Annotated in this window: 17 protein-coding genes; 8 read left to right on the forward strand and 9 right to left on the reverse strand. The window is 61.2% G+C overall.

All coding sequences use genetic code 11. From position 1 onward, the window contains the following. The coding region (gene groEL / locus H0V78_04710; GenBank protein MBA2351099.1) for a chaperonin GroEL at positions 1 to 674 on the reverse strand (674 nt) is incomplete at its 3' end. A gap of 44 nt (positions 675 to 718) precedes the next feature. Further along, complete coding sequence (groES, locus tag H0V78_04715) at positions 719 to 1,012, reverse strand: co-chaperone GroES (protein ID MBA2351100.1); 294 nt, start codon at positions 1,010 to 1,012, stop codon at positions 719 to 721. A gap of 132 nt (positions 1,013 to 1,144) precedes the next feature. Between groES and H0V78_04720 the strand changes: the two genes are divergently transcribed. From H0V78_04720 to H0V78_04730, 3 genes are all read left to right on the forward strand, one after another. Further along, on the forward strand, positions 1,145 to 2,446 hold the full coding sequence (locus H0V78_04720; protein ID MBA2351101.1) for an adenosylmethionine--8-amino-7-oxononanoate transaminase: 1,302 nt from the start codon (positions 1,145 to 1,147) through the stop codon (positions 2,444 to 2,446). Beyond that, positions 2,443 to 3,891 carry a D-alanyl-D-alanine carboxypeptidase/D-alanyl-D-alanine-endopeptidase gene (gene dacB / locus H0V78_04725; GenBank protein MBA2351102.1) on the forward strand — a complete coding sequence of 483 codons (1,449 nt, stop codon included), beginning with the start codon at positions 2,443 to 2,445 and terminating at the stop codon, positions 3,889 to 3,891. Before H0V78_04720 ends, dacB begins: the two co-directional genes overlap by 4 nt. 84 nt (positions 3,892 to 3,975) lie before the next feature. Then, a complete protein-coding gene (locus H0V78_04730; protein MBA2351103.1) occupies positions 3,976 to 4,512 on the forward strand; it encodes a hypothetical protein in 537 nt (178 codons plus the stop codon). Positions 4,513 to 4,612: 100 nt separating this feature from the next. Here H0V78_04730 and ubiD read toward each other — a convergent pair whose 3' ends face one another. The 5 genes from ubiD to H0V78_04755 are packed head-to-tail and all read right to left on the reverse strand — an operon-like array spanning position 4,613 to position 10,135. Next, complete coding sequence (ubiD, locus tag H0V78_04735) at positions 4,613 to 6,076, reverse strand: 4-hydroxy-3-polyprenylbenzoate decarboxylase (protein ID MBA2351104.1); 1,464 nt, start codon at positions 6,074 to 6,076, stop codon at positions 4,613 to 4,615. Positions 6,077 to 6,086: 10 nt separating this feature from the next. After that, on the reverse strand, positions 6,087 to 6,959 hold the full coding sequence (gene ubiA / locus H0V78_04740; protein ID MBA2351105.1) for a 4-hydroxybenzoate octaprenyltransferase: 873 nt from the start codon (positions 6,957 to 6,959) through the stop codon (positions 6,087 to 6,089). Continuing rightward, positions 6,956 to 7,588, reverse strand: coding sequence for a chorismate lyase (locus H0V78_04745; GenBank protein ID MBA2351106.1), 633 nt, complete (start codon positions 7,586 to 7,588; stop codon positions 6,956 to 6,958). Before H0V78_04745 ends, ubiA begins: the two co-directional genes overlap by 4 nt. Beyond that, on the reverse strand, positions 7,518 to 9,707 hold the full coding sequence (recG, locus tag H0V78_04750; protein ID MBA2351107.1) for an ATP-dependent DNA helicase RecG: 2,190 nt from the start codon (positions 9,705 to 9,707) through the stop codon (positions 7,518 to 7,520). The genes H0V78_04745 and recG overlap by 71 nt, the downstream gene beginning before the upstream one ends. A 44-nt stretch (positions 9,708 to 9,751) precedes the next feature. Further along, positions 9,752 to 10,135, reverse strand: coding sequence for a RidA family protein (locus H0V78_04755; GenBank protein MBA2351108.1), 384 nt, complete (start codon positions 10,133 to 10,135; stop codon positions 9,752 to 9,754). An 86-nt stretch (positions 10,136 to 10,221) separates the two neighbouring features. Here H0V78_04755 and H0V78_04760 point away from each other — a divergent pair, with 86 nt between their 5' ends. The 4 genes from H0V78_04760 (at position 10,222) to H0V78_04775 (ending at position 12,365) form a co-directional block, all read left to right on the forward strand. After that, entirely contained in the window at positions 10,222 to 10,566 is a 345-nt protein-coding gene (locus H0V78_04760) for a tetratricopeptide repeat protein (GenBank protein ID MBA2351109.1), read from the forward strand. A 77-nt stretch (positions 10,567 to 10,643) separates the two neighbouring features. Then, the gene (locus H0V78_04765) at positions 10,644 to 11,297 is read left to right on the forward strand and encodes a protein-L-isoaspartate O-methyltransferase (protein MBA2351110.1); all 654 of its coding nucleotides are present in this window, start codon (positions 10,644 to 10,646) and stop codon (positions 11,295 to 11,297) included. Between the two features lie 2 nt (positions 11,298 to 11,299). Beyond that, the gene (locus tag H0V78_04770; GenBank protein MBA2351111.1) at positions 11,300 to 11,623 is read left to right on the forward strand and encodes a sulfurtransferase; all 324 of its coding nucleotides are present in this window, start codon (positions 11,300 to 11,302) and stop codon (positions 11,621 to 11,623) included. Positions 11,624 to 11,762: 139 nt separating this feature from the next. Next, the gene (locus tag H0V78_04775; protein MBA2351112.1) at positions 11,763 to 12,365 is read left to right on the forward strand and encodes a 5-formyltetrahydrofolate cyclo-ligase; all 603 of its coding nucleotides are present in this window, start codon (positions 11,763 to 11,765) and stop codon (positions 12,363 to 12,365) included. A gap of 122 nt (positions 12,366 to 12,487) precedes the next feature. Here the strand turns inward: H0V78_04775 and waaA are convergent, their stop codons facing one another. Then, a complete protein-coding gene (gene waaA, locus H0V78_04780; GenBank protein ID MBA2351113.1) occupies positions 12,488 to 13,744 on the reverse strand; it encodes a lipid IV(A) 3-deoxy-D-manno-octulosonic acid transferase in 1,257 nt (418 codons plus the stop codon). Continuing rightward, positions 13,744 to 14,697 carry a lipopolysaccharide heptosyltransferase I gene (gene waaC, locus H0V78_04785; GenBank protein MBA2351114.1) on the reverse strand — a complete coding sequence of 318 codons (954 nt, stop codon included), beginning with the start codon at positions 14,695 to 14,697 and terminating at the stop codon, positions 13,744 to 13,746. Before waaC ends, waaA begins: the two co-directional genes overlap by 1 nt. Positions 14,698 to 14,943: 246 nt before the next feature. Here waaC and H0V78_04790 point away from each other — a divergent pair. After that, positions 14,944 to 16,217, forward strand: a 1,274-nt coding sequence (locus H0V78_04790) for a UDP-glucose/GDP-mannose dehydrogenase family protein (protein MBA2351115.1), incomplete at its 3' end; no start/stop codon positions are given.

A 16,217-nucleotide genomic window follows, 5' to 3' on the forward strand; every position in this document is an offset into this window, starting at 1 on the left:
TTGTCGTGCAGCAGGATGTACGGATTCTCGAGCAACGAAAGCTGACGCTCGGCGTTGTTGATGAAATACGGCGACAGATAACCGCGGTCGAACTGCATGCCTTCGACGACCTCGAGTTCGCTTTCCAGACCCGAGCCGTCTTCGACGGTGATCACGCCTTCCTTGCCGACTTTGTCCATGGCGTCGGAAATGATCTTGCCGATATCTTCGTCGGCGTTGGCCGAGATGGCGCCGACCTGGGCGATTTCCTTGTTGGTCGTGCACGGCTTGGAAAACTTCTTCAGCTCTTCGACGGTGGCGATAACCGCTTTATCAATACCGCGCTTCAGATCCATCGGATTCATGCCGGCGGCCACGTACTTCATGCCTTCCTGCACGATCGCTTGCGCGAGCACCGTTGCCGTCGTGGTACCGTCGCCGGCTACGTCGGAGGTCTTGCTGGCGACTTCCTTGACCATCTGCGCGCCCATGTTCTCGAACTTGTCCTTGAGTTCGATTTCCTTGGCGACGGAAACGCCGTCCTTGGTGATCGTCGGCGCGCCAAACGAGCGATCGATCACTACGTTACGGCCCTTGGGACCCAACGTTACCTTGACTGCATCGGCCAATATGTTTACGCCGCTGATGATCTTGCTGCGCGCGATATCATGAAACTTCACGTCTTTTGCTGCCATTTCTTTCTCCTGTTTAGTTCCTGGAATGTCGGCGAATAAAGTGTTTACTTCCCTTCGACTACGCCCATGATGTCTTCTTCGCGCATGACCAGAAGCTCGTCGCCCTTGACCTTAACGGTCTGCCCGGAATATTTGCCGAACAACACGCGGTCGCCGACTTTGACGTCAAGCGGGCGCACTTTGCCGTCGTCCATGACTTTTCCTTTGCCGACAGCGATGACTTCGCCCTGATCGGGTTTCTCGGCGGCGGTATCGGGGATGACGATGCCGGACGCTGTCTTGCGTTCTTCTTCCAGCCGCTTGACAATAACGCGGTCATGTAGAGGTCGAATGTTCATTTTTTCCTTTCTCCAAGAGATATCACCAGTACTGTTAGCACTCCTCGCTAACGAGTGCTAATAATACGGACTGCCGGTGCTGATATCAATAGCGTCGCCTTGATTTCCTGCTTTTTTCAATCCCGACGCTGAATGGATCACGACCAGCGCAGCCGCGCTGCGGTCTGGCATCCGTGCACGCAGATGAAGCAGCACGAACGCGTGCCGCTGATCCCGATCGCGCGCGGCGATGGCGTCTGGCTGTACGACTTCGCCGGCCGCCGCTATCTCGACGGCATCAGTTCCTGGTGGGTGAATCTGTTCGGTCACAATAATCCGCGCATCAACGGCGCGATCAGCGACCAACTCGGAAAACTCGCTCACACGATGCTCGCCGGGCTCACTCACGAACCGGTCATCGCGCTTTCCGAGCGCCTGAGTGCGCTGACCGGCGGCAAGCTCGGCCATTGTTTTTATGGCAGCGATGGCGCCTCGGCGATCGAAATCGCGCTGAAAATGAGCTTTCAATATTGGCGGAATTGCGGACATACCAAAAGGGATCGCTATATCAGTCTGCGGAATGGCTATCACGGCGAAACGATAGGGGCGCTGTCGGTCACCGACGTGCGCCTGTTCAAGGACACTTACGCGGCGCTATTGCGGCCTTCGGCGCAGACGCCGACGCCGGATACGCGGCGCGCCGAAGCGGGAGAATCACCACGCGATTTCGCTGTGCGCTGCGCCCAATTGCTGGCGGGCTATCTCGACGAGCATGGAGACGAAACCGCCGCTTTTATCCTTGAACCGCTGGTGCAATGCGCGGCGGGGATGGCGATGTACGACGCTGAATACCTGCGCCAGGCGCGAGCCTTGTGTGCGCAGCATCAGGTGCATCTGATCGCAGATGAAATCGCCGTTGGCTTCGGACGCACCGGGACTTTTTTTGCCTGCGAGCAAGCCGGCATTGTGCCCGATTTCCTGTGTCTGTCGAAAGGCCTGACCGGCGGCTATCTACCCTTGTCGGTGGTGTTGACACCGCCGGAAATCTATCAGGCTTTTTACACTGACGATGTCGCGCACGGCTTTCTGCATTCGCATTCCTATACGGGCAATGCGCTGGCCTGCCGCGCCGCATTGGCGACTTTGGCTATTTTCGAGGACGACAAGGTCATCGAATCGAATCGAAGCAAGGCGAGGGCACTGCGCGAGGCGACGCGGGAGATTGCAGAGCATGCCAAGGTCAAGAATTTTCGCCAGTGCGGAATGATTTGCGCTTTCGAGGTCGAAACTGACAACCCGCGTTTCGGCGAGCGTTTCCGGGAACTGGCAGGGGCCGCGGAATTGCTGCTGCGCCCGATCGGCAACACCGTGTACTTCATGCCGCCTTACGTGATCGATGCCGCGGAAATCGAAATTTTAGCGAGCCGAACCCTGAACATCATCGACCGCTTATGAAGCGTCTCGTTTTCATCCTGATCGTGTGGCTGACCGTGTGGCTGACAGCCGCGAACCTGGCGAGCGCGGCGCTGCCCGCGCCCGTTGCCAAAGCGTTGCGCCAGGCCGGCATTCCGGAAAAAGACGTAGGCGTTTTTGTCCAGGACGTGACAGCTGCCAAACCGCTGCTCGCGCATCGCGCTGAATCGCCGATGAATCCGGCCTCGACCATGAAGCTGGTGACGACTTACGCGGCGCTCGAGCTGATGGGGCCGGCCTACGTCTGGGATACCGAATTCTATGCGGTCGGCGAACGCCGCGGCGACGTGCTTGACGGCGATCTGGTCATCAAGGGCTACGGCGATCCGAAACTGACGCTCGAAAACCTGTGGCTGGCGCTGCGCGAGATGCGGCAGCGGGGCTTAAGGGAAATCCGCGGCGATCTCGTGCTCGATCGCAGTTTCTTCGCCGTAAAACCCGGAGATCCGGGCGGCTTCGACAACGAACCGTTGCGGCCTTATAACGTCACGCCGAGCGCGCTTCTCATTAATTTCAATGCGATCCGCCTGCAGTTCATCCCGGGCGCCGCAAATACGGTCCAGGTGATCGCCGATCCGCAGCCGCCCGGTTTGCGCATCGACAACAGAGTGACTCTAAGCACCGGCGCGTGCGGCGACTGGAGTGAAAAGATCGCCGCCGGCGTCGAGCGATCGGCCGGCAATTCGACCCTGGTTCTGGCCGGCGCGTACGCGTCCTCCTGCCTGGAAAAGACCCGGCATTACAGCGTGCTCGATCAAACGCCTTATATATACGGCGTGTTCCGCCAGTTATGGGAAGAGCTGGGCGGAACTTTGCGCGGAAGCGTCCGCGAGGCGTCGGCGCTGCCGGCTTCGGCGCAGTTGCTCTATACGCATTACTCGCCGCCGTTGGCGGAAATCGTTCGCGACATCAACAAATTCAGCAACAACGTGATGGCGCGCCAACTGTTCCTGAGCATAGGCGCATTCGCGCACGGGCCGCCCGCGACCGCGGAAAGCGCCGCGGTCGCGATCAAGGAATGGCTCGCCGGCAAGCGCTTGCTGAACGCCGGTCTGGTGCTCGAAAACGGCTCCGGCCTGTCGCGTATCGAGCGCATCGCGCCGCAAACGCTGGCGCGGATGCTTATCAATGCGTATGGAAGTGCGCTGATGCCCGAATTCATCGGCTCGCTACCTTTGACCGCCGTCGATGGAACCATGAAAAAGCGCCTGATCGGCAGCGCGGTTGGCGGGCGCGCCCATATCAAAACCGGATCGCTGGAAAACGTCAACGCGATTGCCGGCTACGTTCTGGACGAACAAGGCAAAATGAAGGTCGTCGTCAGCATAGTCAATCACGCCAATGCCAGTGGGGCGCAGGCGGCCCATGATGCCTTGCTGCAATGGGCTTACTGGGGTACTTATGGGGGTGATAAGCGGGGCAGATAAGCGGTCGTAATGGTCGTCCCGGCGGCTGTTGAATTCTGGAATATGCGCGCCTATACTGATCAGAAATCGGGTAGGAGCGCCCTCATGAAACGCCCACTGTTGTCGTTGATTTCAGCCACCTTCCTTGCCGGATCCGCCTACGCCGACGACGTTGGCTTGCGCCTGGCTGAAAACGAGCCGGGCACGATCGCCCCTTTCTCGAAATCTTCGGCGAAGGCGCTTGGCAAGTACGGCTTTGAACCTTCGCTGAGCGCCGAACTGGATGTCGTCGATCTGGGCGCCGGGCGCAGCGGCACGGGCTTGTCGACCTCGCGCGGCTTCGCGTTGACGAGAGGACAAAGCCTTATCGGTACCGGCACCCTTCCGATCAATGAAAGCTTCTCGTTTTTCGGACAATTGGGCTTCGCCCGATCCGACGAAGATTTGCAGTTCTCGCTGGGTGTCCCGGCCTATAAATACGATCCGGGTAGCGATCTGACCTACGGAGTCGGCCTAAGATACGATTTCACCGAGCGCCTCGGTTTGCGCCTGCAATGGGAGCGCTACAATCAGCCCGCCTTCGACCTCCCCGGCGGCGACGACGTCAATCTGCTTTCGACGGGGTTGCGTTATCGCTTCTGATCCCGTTCAGCAGCCGATCGCATCAAGCCGGGTTCTCCCGGCTTTTATTTTTCCGATCTTCCGACCCTGAGGGTGACCCGTTGCGGCTTTTCACAAACCCCTAAAACCCCAGTGCGTCCCATAGCCGATCGACGCGCTCCTTGACGCCGGCATCCATTGCAATCGGCTTGCCCCAGTTGCGGCTGGTTTCGCCTGCCCACTTGTTGGTCGCGTCGATTCCCATTTTCGAGCCGAGGCCGGACACCGGGCTCGCGAAATCCAGATAATCGATCGGCGTATTTTCCGCGAGCAGCGTATCGCGCGCCGGATCGACGCGCGTCGTCATCGCCCAGATCACTTCCTTCCAGTCGCGGATGTTCACGTCGTCGTCAGTGACGATGATGAACTTGGTGTACATGAACTGGCGCAAAAAGCTCCAGATGCCGAACATGACGCGCTTGGCGTGGCCCGGATACTGTTTACGCATGCTGACCACGGCGAGCCGATACGAGCAGCCTTCCGGAGGCAGATAGAAATCGCTGATCTCCGGAAACTGTTTCTGCAACAGCGGCACGAACACCTCATTCAGCGCGACGCCGAGAATCGCCGGTTCATCCGGCGGCTTGCCGGTGTAAGTGCTGTGGTAGATCGGATCGCGGCGCATGGTAATGCGCTCGATCGTGAATACCGGAAAGCGCTCCTGCTCGTTGTAATAACCAGTGTGGTCGCCAAACGGGCCTTCGAGGGCTATTTCGTCCGGTGCAATGTGGCCTTCGAGTACGATTTCAGCACTCGCCGGCACTTGCAAATCGTTGCCTATGCATTTCACCAACTCGGTTTTGCTGCCGCGCAACAAGCCGGCGAACTGGTATTCGCTCAACGCATCGGGCACCGGCGTCACCGCGCCGAGGATGGTAGCGGGATCGGCGCCCAGCGCGACCGCGAGCGGAAACGGCTGGCCCGGATGCGCCAGGCAATGGTCACGAAAATCGAGCGCGCCGCCGCGATGCGCGAGCCAGCGCATGATGACTTTGTCGCGGGCGATGACCTGCTGGCGATAAATGCCCAGATTTTGCCGCGGCTTCAGAGGACCGCGCGTTATCGTCAGCCCCCAGGTAATCAGCGGCCCGGCGTCTTCCGGCCAGCAGGTCTGAATCGGCAGCCGCGCGAGATCGACGTCATCGCCTTCCCAAACGATTTCCTGACACGGCGCGCCCGATACGATTTTCGGCGCCATGTTCATGACCTGCCGCAACACCGGCAGCTTGTCCCACGCATCCTTCAGCCCTTTCGGCGGCTCGGGCTCCTTCAGATACGCGAGCAGCTTGCCAACTTCGCGCAAGGCCGCGACATCGTTTTCGCCCATGCCCATGGCGACGCGGCGCGGCGTGCCGAACAGGTTGGCAAGCACCGGGATCGAATGACCTTTGGTTTTTTCGAACAGGATCGCCGGCCCGGCCACATGCAATACGCGGTCGCAAATCTCGGTCATTTCCAGACGCGGATCGACCTCGATAGCGATCCGCTTCAGCTCGCCGAGCTTTTCGAGTTGCGCGATAAAGTCGCGCAGGTCGCGGTATTTCACTGCCCTTGCCTCATGCCGATCCACCGATCCAGTAGTCGGATGCGATGCCGGCGAATATCGCCGCGCCGACCCAGTTGTTGTGCAGGAACGCCTTGAAACATTTGTCGCGCTGGCGGTCGCGAATCAGCCGATAGTGATAGATCATCAGCCCCGCGGCGGCGCCGAGCCCGGCGAAGTAGAACGCGCCATAGCCTTGATCGACGCCGATGCCGAGCAAAATCAGCAGCATGCTCGCATAGCATAAGAGCACGGCGGCGACATCGCGGCTGCCGAACAGCAGCGCCGACGACTGAATGCCCAGCCTGATATCATCGTCGCGGTCGACCATCGCGTATTCGGTATCGTAGGCGATTGTCCAGAATACGTTTGCCAGCAGCAGCAGCCAGGCGAGCGGCGGGACAGCGCCGATCTGCGCGGCGAATGCCATCGGAATGCCGAAGCCGAACGCGATGCCGAGATACGCTTGCGGCAATGCGAAAAAACGCTTGGTGAAAGGATAGCTGGCCGCAAGCCACAGCGCCGGAATGGATAGCACCAAAACCAGATTGTGCAATGGCAGGATCAGCAAAAACGCAGCCAGCGCCAGCGCCGCGGCCAGCAGCATCGCTTCTGTCGCGCCTATGCGCTTCGCCGCGAGCGGCCGCTGCCGCGTGCGTTCGACGAAAGGATCGATGTTGCGATCGGCGTAATCGTTGATCACGCAGCCGGCCGAGCGCATCAGCACAGTCCCGAGCACGAAGATGACGACGACGCCCCAATCCGGCTTGCCGTCCGCGGAAATCCACAATGCCCACAACGTTGGCCACAGCAGCAGCAGGATGCCGATCGGCTTGTCGAGCCGCATCAGTTTCGCATACTCGGCGAGGCGTGCGTTTTCGATCACGCCGGCAGCTCGAGGATTCCGGGAAGGAAAACTTCGGTCACCATCAGCGGTTCCCGCTCAACGATGAACAGCGAGCGCCGCGCCCACAGGCAATCTGTTGACGATTTCAGCACGCGTTGCGCGCGCCGGAACAGCTCGTGGCGGTCGGTGAGTTTCTTGAAGTGCAGCGGCAGGCGCGCGACTTTTGGATTGCTGAACAGCGTCGCGCCCAGCGGTTTGCTGCCCTGCGTCGCCAGAAAATGCCAAGGGCCGCGCAGCGCCGTCCGCTGCAAAACGGTATGCGCGAAAACTACCGGAGTTGCCTTGCAATACAAAAATACTTCGCGCGTCAACGCCAGTTCGCGCGCGGGCAGGCTGAGTTCCCGAACCTCGTCGCGGAACGGTTTGGCGAAACGCTGGTGCACGCCGCGCACGCTAAATGCGGCGCAGCGCGACTGGATGCGCCCAGTCAGCGAGCCGCGATCGAGCAGCCACGCGCGATACGGCGAATCGGGATGCGGGGCGGCGCGCTTCCATTCGCCGTCGTGAATCTTGTGATTGGCTTTCACGTCAGGAACCTTAGACGCGCAGGTAGTTTTGTTTGTCGCCCAGCCAGCGCGCCAGATGGCGTTCGGCGATTGCCGGTTCATGTTCCAGAATTTGCGCTGCGGCAGCGCGCGCCGCATCGAGCAAATCGAGATCGGACTCGATGTCGGCGAAGCGCAGCAGCGGCACGCCGCTTTGCCGGGCGCCGAGAAACTCGCCCGGTCCGCGTAGGCGCAGGTCATGGCGGGCGATTTCAAAGCCGTCGGTGTTTTCGAAAATAATTTTCAGCCGCTCGCGCGCCAGTTCGCCGAGCGGCTTCTGGAACAGCAGGATGCACAGACTTTGCGCGACGGGGCCGCTGGCGCGGCCGACGCGGCCGCGCAACTGATGCAATTGCGACAAGCCCATGCGCTCGGCGTGTTCGATCACCATCAGCGAGGCATTCGGCACATCGACGCCGACTTCGATCACGGTCGTTGCGACCAGCAACTGGATTTCGTTGCGCGAAAACGCGTCCATCGCGGCAGTTTTCTGGTCGCTCGCCAGACGGCCATGAACGAGGCCGACGCGGATATCCGGAAGCGCCTGCGACAACGCGCGATGCGTGTCGAGCGCCGTTTGCAGTTGCAGCTTTTCCGATTCCTCGATCAGCGGGCAAACCCAATACACCTGGCGCCCCGCGCGGCACGCCTCGTGTACGCGAGCTATCACCTCAATGCGGCGCGCATCCGACACCAGTTTGGTGACTATGGCTTGCCGGCCCGGCGGCAGCTTGTCGATCAGCGAAACATCGAGGTCGGCCATATACGTCATCGCCAGCGTGCGCGGAATCGGCGTCGCGCTCATCATCAGCCGGTGCGGTTCGCGCTTCAGTTTGCCGCCGTTTGCCGCTGCGCCCAGCGCCAGGCGCTGATGCACGCCGAAGCGGTGCTGCTCGTCGATAATGGCGAGGCCAAGTCTGGCAAACGCAACGTGCTCCTGAAACAACGCATGCGTACCGACGGCGATCGGCGCCACGCCTTCGGCGATCTCGGCAAGCGCTGCCTGGCGCTCTTTCTTTTTCAGATTGCCCGCCAGCCACGCGACCTTGATCCCGAGCGGCGCGAGCCACGACAAAAACTTGCGGTAATGCTGTTCCGCGAGGATTTCGGTGGGCGCCATCACAGCGACCTGATATCCGCTTTCGATCGCCTGCAAGGCGCCGAGCGCTGCGACTATGGTTTTGCCGCTGCCGACATCCCCCTGCAGCAGGCGCTGCATCGGATGCGGCCGGCGCAGATCGGCGCTGATCTCGGCCAGCGATTTCTTTTGCGCCGGCGTCAGGATAAAGGGCAGCGCCGCGAGTAGGGCGGGCGCGAGGCGTTTGCAAGATGCAAGTCGCGCAGCGCGCAATTCGCGGCGACGCTCGTGATTGAGCCGCATCGACAGTTGCTGGGCGAGCAATTCATCGAACTTGATCCTGCGCCACGCCGGATGGCTGCGCTGCGCAAAAGCGTTGGCATCGGCATCGGGCGGCGGATGGTGCAGCACGCGCACGCTGGCGGCGAATTCGGGCAGCAGCAGCTTTTGCAGAACGGCGCAGCCAGGTTCGCTGGCGAACGCCAAAGTGTCGCTGAGATCGCAAGTCGCAAGCGCCTGATCGATAGATTTGCGCAACTGCGCCTGGTTCAGCCCCGCGGTCGTCGGATAAACCGGGGTCAGCGCAGCGCTGAGCGGCTCGCCTTCGCGCGCGACGCGGTACTTCGGATGAACCATCTCCGGTCCGAAATAGCCATCGCGGATTTCGCCGAATAGACGCACGCGAACGCCTTTGGCCAAAACCCTGGCCTGACTGCCATAGAAATTCAGAAACCGGATATGCAGCAAACTGCGGTTGCCGGGCTTTCCGGCCTCGCTATCGACGCTGTCTCTGACCTGGCAAACCAGCGTGCGGCGCGGGCGATAAGTGATTTCGGAATGAACGATCTCGCCTTCGACCAGAACCGTCTGGCCATGCGGCGCCGCGTGGATCGGCAGCAATCGGGTTTCGTCTTCATAGCGCAGCGGCAGATGCAATACCAGATCGAAAGGGCTGGCGATGCCGAGCTTGGCGAGCTTTCGCAGCGTGGCTTCACTTACGCCCGGGATTGCGGATTGCGGGTTCGGGGCGGCGGAAGATTCCCGAGCCGGCTGCGTGATTGCCGGGAGTTTCGAGGATGCGGAACGAGCGCCGCGCTTTGCCATATCCGCGCGCTTCAGGGCCTGGCTCAATCCACAATCCTCGCTCCTCAATCCGGCATGACCATCACGCCGTCGACTTCGACCAGCGCCCCGCGCGGCAGCGCAGCAACGCCGACCGCGGCGCGCGCCGGATACGGTTCTGAAAAATACTTGGCCATTGCCTCGTTGACGCGGGCGAAATGGCCCAGATCGGTCAGATAGACATTCAGCTTGACGACGTCGGCCAGCGAGCCGCCCGCCGCACGGGCGACCGCCTGCAGGTTGTCGAACACGCGGACAATCTGCGCGTCGATGCCGTCTACCATTTGCATATTCGCCGGGTCGAGGCCGATCTGGCCGGACAGGTAAACGGTAGCGTCCGCGCGTACCGCCTGCGAATACGAGCCAATCGCGGCCGGCGCATCTTTTGTCGAAATAATTTGTTTTGGCATGGTCTAAGGAAGATGAACTGATGATGACGCCGCAATCGCCGGAGACTGCGACAGCGCGGAGACTGCGACAGCGCGCTCCATCATAAATGAGCACTAAACTAATCGCCAATCTGGAAAAAATGCTGGGCTTCGGCCACGACAGCGCCGTGTTGCGCTTCGGTCTCGGCAGCGCCTACCTGAAAGCAGAGGATGCCGCATCGGCCATCCCTCATTTGCACGATGCCGTTCGTCAGGACCCGACGTATTCGGCGGCATGGAGCAAGCTCGGGCGCGCGCTGGCCGAGTGCGGGCGGCTGGAGGAAGCGCTGGCCGCCTACCGGCAAGGCATCGCGGCGGCGGAACAACGCGGGGATAAACAGGCGGCGCGGGAAATGGCCGTGTTCAGCCGGCGCCTCGAGCAGCGATTGGCCGACGGCGCCGCCGACTCCTGAACGGCGTATCGCCGCCAGCAAGGCGTGGCCGCCGGATGTTTGCTATAGTCGGACAATCACCTTCGACCGGCGGGAAAATGGATTTCGAGCAGGCGCGCTTCAACATGGTCGAGCAGCAAATCCGCACCTGGCAGGTGCTCGACCAACAGGTTCTCGATTTGATGTCTATGCTTCCGCGCGAGGATTTCGTCCCGCCGGCGCTGCGCGACCTCGCTTTTGCGGATCTGCAGATCCCGCTCGGCCACGGCGCGGCCATGATGCCGCCCAAGCTCGAAGCGCGCATTCTGCAGACGCTCGAAATCGCGGCCGGCGATCGCGTTCTCGAAATCGGCACGGGAAGCGGCTACCTGACCGCTCTGCTGGCGCACCTTGCGAAGCATGTCTACAGCGTCGAGATTGTTCCTGAACTGAGCGAATCCGCCGGGCGCAAGTTGGCTGCCCGCGGCATCGACAACGTCACGCTCGAAGTCGGCGATGCAGCCCGGGGCTGGATCCGGCATGCGCCGTATGACGTGATTGTCCTGACCGCTTCGACCGGCATTTTGCCTGCGAGCATGCAAGACATGCTGGCGCCTGGCGGCAGGCTGTTCGCGATCGTCGGCACGGCGCCCGCGATGGTCGCCAAGCTCCTGACCCGGGTTACCGATAACGCGTTTCGGACCGCCGATCTATTCGAAACCTGTGTCCCGCCGCTCAAAAACGCACTGCAACCCGAACGTTTTATTTTCTAGATATGCAAACGATCGACCCGGAACAATTGAAGCATCGGCTGGACGACAGCACCCGGACCAGGCCGCTGCTGCTCGATGTGCGTGAGCCGTGGGAATTCGAGTTGTGCCATATCGAAGACGCGCGCTTGCTGCCCATGCAACAGGTTCCGCAGCAAGCCAGGGAGTTGGCCGACGATGCCGAAATCGTTGTCATTTGCCACCACGGTTTGCGCAGCGCGCAGGTCGTGCAGTTTCTGATGCGCAACGGCTTCAAAAACGTAGCCAATCTGCAAGGTGGAATCGACGCATGGGCCGAGCGGATCGATCCGGCAAGGCGCCGGTACTAGCGATGTTTCTGAATAAAGCCATGAGTCAAAAGCCGTTCGTGCTGAGCCCGTCGAAGCATGAGCTGCCTTCGACGAGCTCAGGCCGAACGGGAACATACGCCATTTATCGTTGGAACAGCACATTAGCTGGGCTGCGCATATGACCGCGGCGGACAATTCGAAATCGGCGCTGCGGCAACAAATCCTGGCAAAACGCAATGCGCTGTCCGAAACCCAACGGCGCGATTACAGCCGGCGCATCACCGCGACCATCCTGTCCTCGGATGCCTATCGCAACTCTGGAAACGTACTCGCCTATCAAAGCTTCGGCAGCGAATTCATAACCGATGATTTCATCGCGCGCGTTTTTGCCGACGGCAAAAAGCTTGCGTTACCGAAAATCAATCGTCAGGAGCGGCGCCTCGAGCTCTATCTGGTCGAGAATCCCGACGAACAGCTAAGCGCGGGCGTCTGGGGAATTCTCGAGCCGCAACCGCAAAAGTGCGAGGCCGCCAATCCAATGCAGATCGATTTCGTCCTGACGCCTGGACTGGCTTTTACCAGGGCGGGCGACCGGCTCGGGTACGGCGGCGGCTTTTACGATCGTCTGATGGCAACCTTGAATCCGCGGGCGCCGCGCGTTGCCGCAACATTTTCGCTGCAAATTTGCGACAGCGTTCCAACAGCAGCCCATGACGAACCCGTCGATCTGGTGATTACCGAGGAAAGCGCGTTTCACGCGCGGCGCCGCCCTGACGCCTAAAGGTTTGTTGAAAAGCTCAAGGCCGTCAGCTTAGAGATTGCTTCCCGCTTTCGCGGGGACCTTCAAAAACGCTTCTCGCAAAGACGCGTTGCGGCTTTTTCAACAAACCCTTGGGAAATAGATTACCAGCGCAGCAACGCCAGCAGCTTGCCAGTCGCGCCGCGATGCGCCGCGGCAAAGTTTTTTCCGGCCGCGCCGATTGCCGCGGCACGCGCGTCATCCGCAAAAAGACGCGCGGCTGTCGAGAATACCTGTTCGGCATCGTCGACTTGCAGCGCAGCGCCGGCGTTCAGGGCAGCATCGGTCGCCTCCGAAAAGTTGTACGTGTGCGGACCGACGATGACCGGCCTGCCGACCACGCAGGCTTCGATCAGATTTTGTCCGCCGAGGGGCAGCAGGCTGCCGCCGATAAAGGCGATATCGCAGGCCGCGTAATACGCTAACAGCTCGCCCATGCTGTCGCCGAGCAGCACTTGCGTATCCGCTGCCGCCGCGCGGTTTTCGCTGCGCCGGCGATAGCGCACGCCGCGCTTTTCGAGGAGCGTGGCGACGGCATCGAAGCGCTGTGGATGGCGCGGCACGATCACAAACAGTAAATCAGCGGAGCCTGAATCGGCGGAATGATTTGGCATCGCATCGAGCAACAGCGCTTCCTCGCCTTCGCGCGTGCTCGCCGCCAGAAGCACCTGCCGCTTGCCATACCCGGCGCGCCATTGCGCGCCGAGCGCCAGCATCGCCTGCGGCGGATCGATGTCGAACTTCAGGTTGCCGCACACGTGTACCTCCGCGGCGCCGAGGCTTTGCAGCCGCCGCGCATCGTCGTTCGTTTGCGCAGCGATCGCAGTCAACTGCCGCAGGCCGTTGCGCGCGACGTCCGGGAAGCGCGCGTATTTTGCCGCCGAGCGCTGCGACAAACGCGCATTGACCAGATAGATCGGCGTGCCGCGCGTCTGGCATTCGTGGATCAGGTTGAACCAGATTTCGGTTTCCATCAGCGCGCCGATCTCGGGCCTGAAGTGATCGAGAAAACGCCGTACCGCAAACGGAAAATCGTAGGGCAGATAGCAGCGCAACACGTCGTCGCCATACAAGGCCGCGCCGGTTTCGCGCCCGGTCGGCGTCATGTGCGTAATCAAAACGCGATGCTTCGGATACGCGTGCTGCAGCGCCTTGATCAGCGGCTCAGCGGCGCGCGTCTCGCCGACTGAAACCGCGTGCAGCCAGATGAGCGGCGCGCGCGGACGTTCGCCGTAGTAGCCGAAGCGTTCGGCGAGATTGCGCAGATACGCAGGCTGCCGCCGCGCACGCCAAACCAGACGAAAGAGCGCGAACGGCAGCAGCGCCCACAGCAACAGCGTATAGCCGAAACGGGTCTTGATCACGCCGTCAGCATGGCATCGAGCGCGTCGATCACCTCGGCTACCGTCGGTGCCTGTCCGCGCGCGCCCAGATTGCGCGCGTTCGACGCACAAAGTCCGGTCAGCGCCGGATCGCTCGCGCAATAGAGGCCGACCGACGGGACGCCAAGCGCCGTCGCAAGGTGGGTAAGCCCGGTATCGACGCCGACGGCCGCGCGCGCCCCGCCGAGGAGGGACGCCGCATCGTGCAGCGTCATTTGCGGCGCGACGACGGCGCAGCGGATTTGCGCGGCCAGGCGCTCGGCGCGTGCGCGTTCGGCCGGGTTTCCCGACGGCAAAACGCAATCCAGCCCAATGCCGTTCAGATGATTCGAAAGCTCCGCCCAATTCGTTTCTGGCCAAAGCTTGGCGTTCGCGCTGGTCGCGTGCAGCAGCACCGCATAGCTTCGCGAAGGCAGCCAGGCGAAATTCGGCGGCTCGCATCGAATCCCGTAATCTCCCTCACCGGTCGCGGTATAACCGAGAGCCTGGGCGACGAGCAGACGGTTCCTCTCGACCGCGTGGAGATTTTTGCTGACGCGAAACGTCCGGTTGTAGAATCGCGCCGCCAGCGGCTCGCGTATGCTCGGCGCGTCGTAGCCGCAGCGCGTCCCGTGCGCGCAGCGCGCGATCATGGCGCTTTTCAGCAGACCCTGCGTGTCGATGACGGCATCATAGGTATGCTCCTGCAATCTCCGCTTGAAAGCGACCATCTCGCGCCAGGTGTTGCGGTCGGTCAAGCTGCGCCACCACGCCCGCACGTCGACAGCCAGCGTTGTCTCTACGCCGTGATGGAGCGCCGGAATCGGCGCAAGGGCACGTTCGACGACCCAGTCGATTCGTGCATCGGGATAGTTCGCGCGGAGATCGGTTGCCGCGGGCAGGTTGTGAACGACATCGCCCATGGAAGACGTTTTGACGAGCAAAATCCGCATGCGGCGTTTCGATTCGCGACAAGGCCGGTATGACGAGGATTATAGCCGTCCGCGCCCTCCCCACCCCAGCCCTCCCCAGCAAGTGGGGAGGGCGCAAAGCGTCGAGTGTTTGGATCGAACCTCTCCGGCAAGTGAGGAGGGAGCACGGCTGCAGGACACGACGCAGCAAGCTTGGGGCGCCGAGGCCGACGCCGCAGCTTTATTCGAATAGAATAACGCCTTTCCGCGAACCGCCTCCTCCGCTTTATGCAAATAACCGTGATCGGAACCGGCTACGTCGGGCTGGTGAGCGGCGCCTGCTTTGCCGAAATGGGCAACGCAGTGACGTGCGTCGACCTCGATACGGCAAAAATCGACGGATTGAAAAAAGGCGTGCTGCCGATCTACGAGCCGGGGCTTGAGGCCATCGTCAGGGAAAACCACGCGGCCGGGCGTCTGCGTTTTACCCATTCCCTGCCGGAGGCGATGCGCGATTCCGGCATTTTTTTCATTGCCGTCGGGACGCCGCCTGGTGAAGATGGATCGGCCGATCTGCAGCATGTGCTGGGCGTCGCCCGCGAGCTTGGCCAGCATCTCGAGCGATACGCCGTTATCATCGACAAATCCACGGTGCCGGTTGGGACCGCGGAAAAAGTCAAAGCAGTCGTCGCCGAACAGCTCGGCAAACGCGGCAGGAATATCGAATTCGATGTCGTCAGCAATCCCGAATTCCTCAAGGAAGGCGCGGCAGTCGAGGATTTCATGCGCCCCGATCGCGTCATTATCGGCACCGACAGTCATCGCGCGCGCGAGATCGTCGAAGAGCTTTACGCGCCGTTCAACCGCAGTCATCAGCGCACCGTGGTCATGGGCGTACGCGACGCGGAAATGACCAAATACGCGGCCAACGCCATGCTCGCGACCAAGATCTCGTTCATGAACGAAATGGCTAATCTCTGCGAGCGCATGGGCGTCGACGTCGAAAACGTGCGTCAGGGAATAGGCTCGGACTCGCGCATCGGCTATTCCTTCATTTATCCGGGCTGCGGCTACGGCGGCTCGTGCTTCCCCAAGGACGTCAAGGCGCTGATCCATATGGCGCGGCAGAACGACTTCGAGCCGGCCGTGCTGCACGCAGTAGAATTGCGCAACGAACGCCAGAAATCGGTGCTGTTCGACAAGATCGTCGCGCGCTTCGGCGGCGATCTCAACGGGCGCAGCTTCGGAATCTGGGGGCTAGCCTTCAAGCCGGGCACCGACGATATGCGCGAGGCGTCGTCGGTCATACTGATGCGCAAGCTGATCGATGCCGGCGCGACAATGATCGCCTACGATCCGGCAGCTATGGATACGGCGCGGCGAGAGTTGCCACGCGCCTGGTTTGCCGGTAACCGGATCCGGCTGGCGGAGCATCAGTACGATGCGCTCTCCGGAGTCGATGCGCTGGTGCTGGTGACGGAATGGAAGCCGTTTCGCCATCCCGATTTCAGCGCCATGAAAAAGCTCATGAAAGCCCCGCTGATATTCGATGGTCGCAATCA

It is taken from the genome of Burkholderiales bacterium (genome assembly GCA_013695435.1).
Classification (GTDB): Bacteria; Pseudomonadota; Gammaproteobacteria; order Burkholderiales; family JACMKV01; genus JACMKV01.

Coding starts and splice junctions, on each gene's coding strand:
- waaC (MBA2351114.1), bottom strand. CDS start 14,697: ATGCGGATTTTGCTCGTCAAAACGTCTTCCATGGGCGATGTCGTTCAC.
- H0V78_04760 (MBA2351109.1), top strand. CDS start 10,222: ATGAGCACTAAACTAATCGCCAATCTGGAAAAAATGCTGGGCTTCGGC.
- H0V78_04755 (MBA2351108.1), bottom strand. CDS start 10,135: ATGCCAAAACAAATTATTTCGACAAAAGATGCGCCGGCCGCGATTGGC.
- H0V78_04770 (MBA2351111.1), top strand. CDS start 11,300: ATGCAAACGATCGACCCGGAACAATTGAAGCATCGGCTGGACGACAGC.
- H0V78_04745 (MBA2351106.1), bottom strand. CDS start 7,588: ATGAACCGGCAATCGCCGAACGCCATCTGGCGCGCTGGCTGGGCGACA.
- recG (MBA2351107.1), bottom strand. CDS start 9,707: ATGGCAAAGCGCGGCGCTCGTTCCGCATCCTCGAAACTCCCGGCAATC.
- groES (MBA2351100.1), bottom strand. CDS start 1,012: ATGAACATTCGACCTCTACATGACCGCGTTATTGTCAAGCGGCTGGAA.
- H0V78_04720 (MBA2351101.1), top strand. CDS start 1,145: ATGGATCACGACCAGCGCAGCCGCGCTGCGGTCTGGCATCCGTGCACG.
- dacB (MBA2351102.1), top strand. CDS start 2,443: ATGAAGCGTCTCGTTTTCATCCTGATCGTGTGGCTGACCGTGTGGCTG.
- H0V78_04765 (MBA2351110.1), top strand. CDS start 10,644: ATGGATTTCGAGCAGGCGCGCTTCAACATGGTCGAGCAGCAAATCCGC.
- H0V78_04775 (MBA2351112.1), top strand. CDS start 11,763: ATGACCGCGGCGGACAATTCGAAATCGGCGCTGCGGCAACAAATCCTG.
- H0V78_04730 (MBA2351103.1), top strand. CDS start 3,976: ATGAAACGCCCACTGTTGTCGTTGATTTCAGCCACCTTCCTTGCCGGA.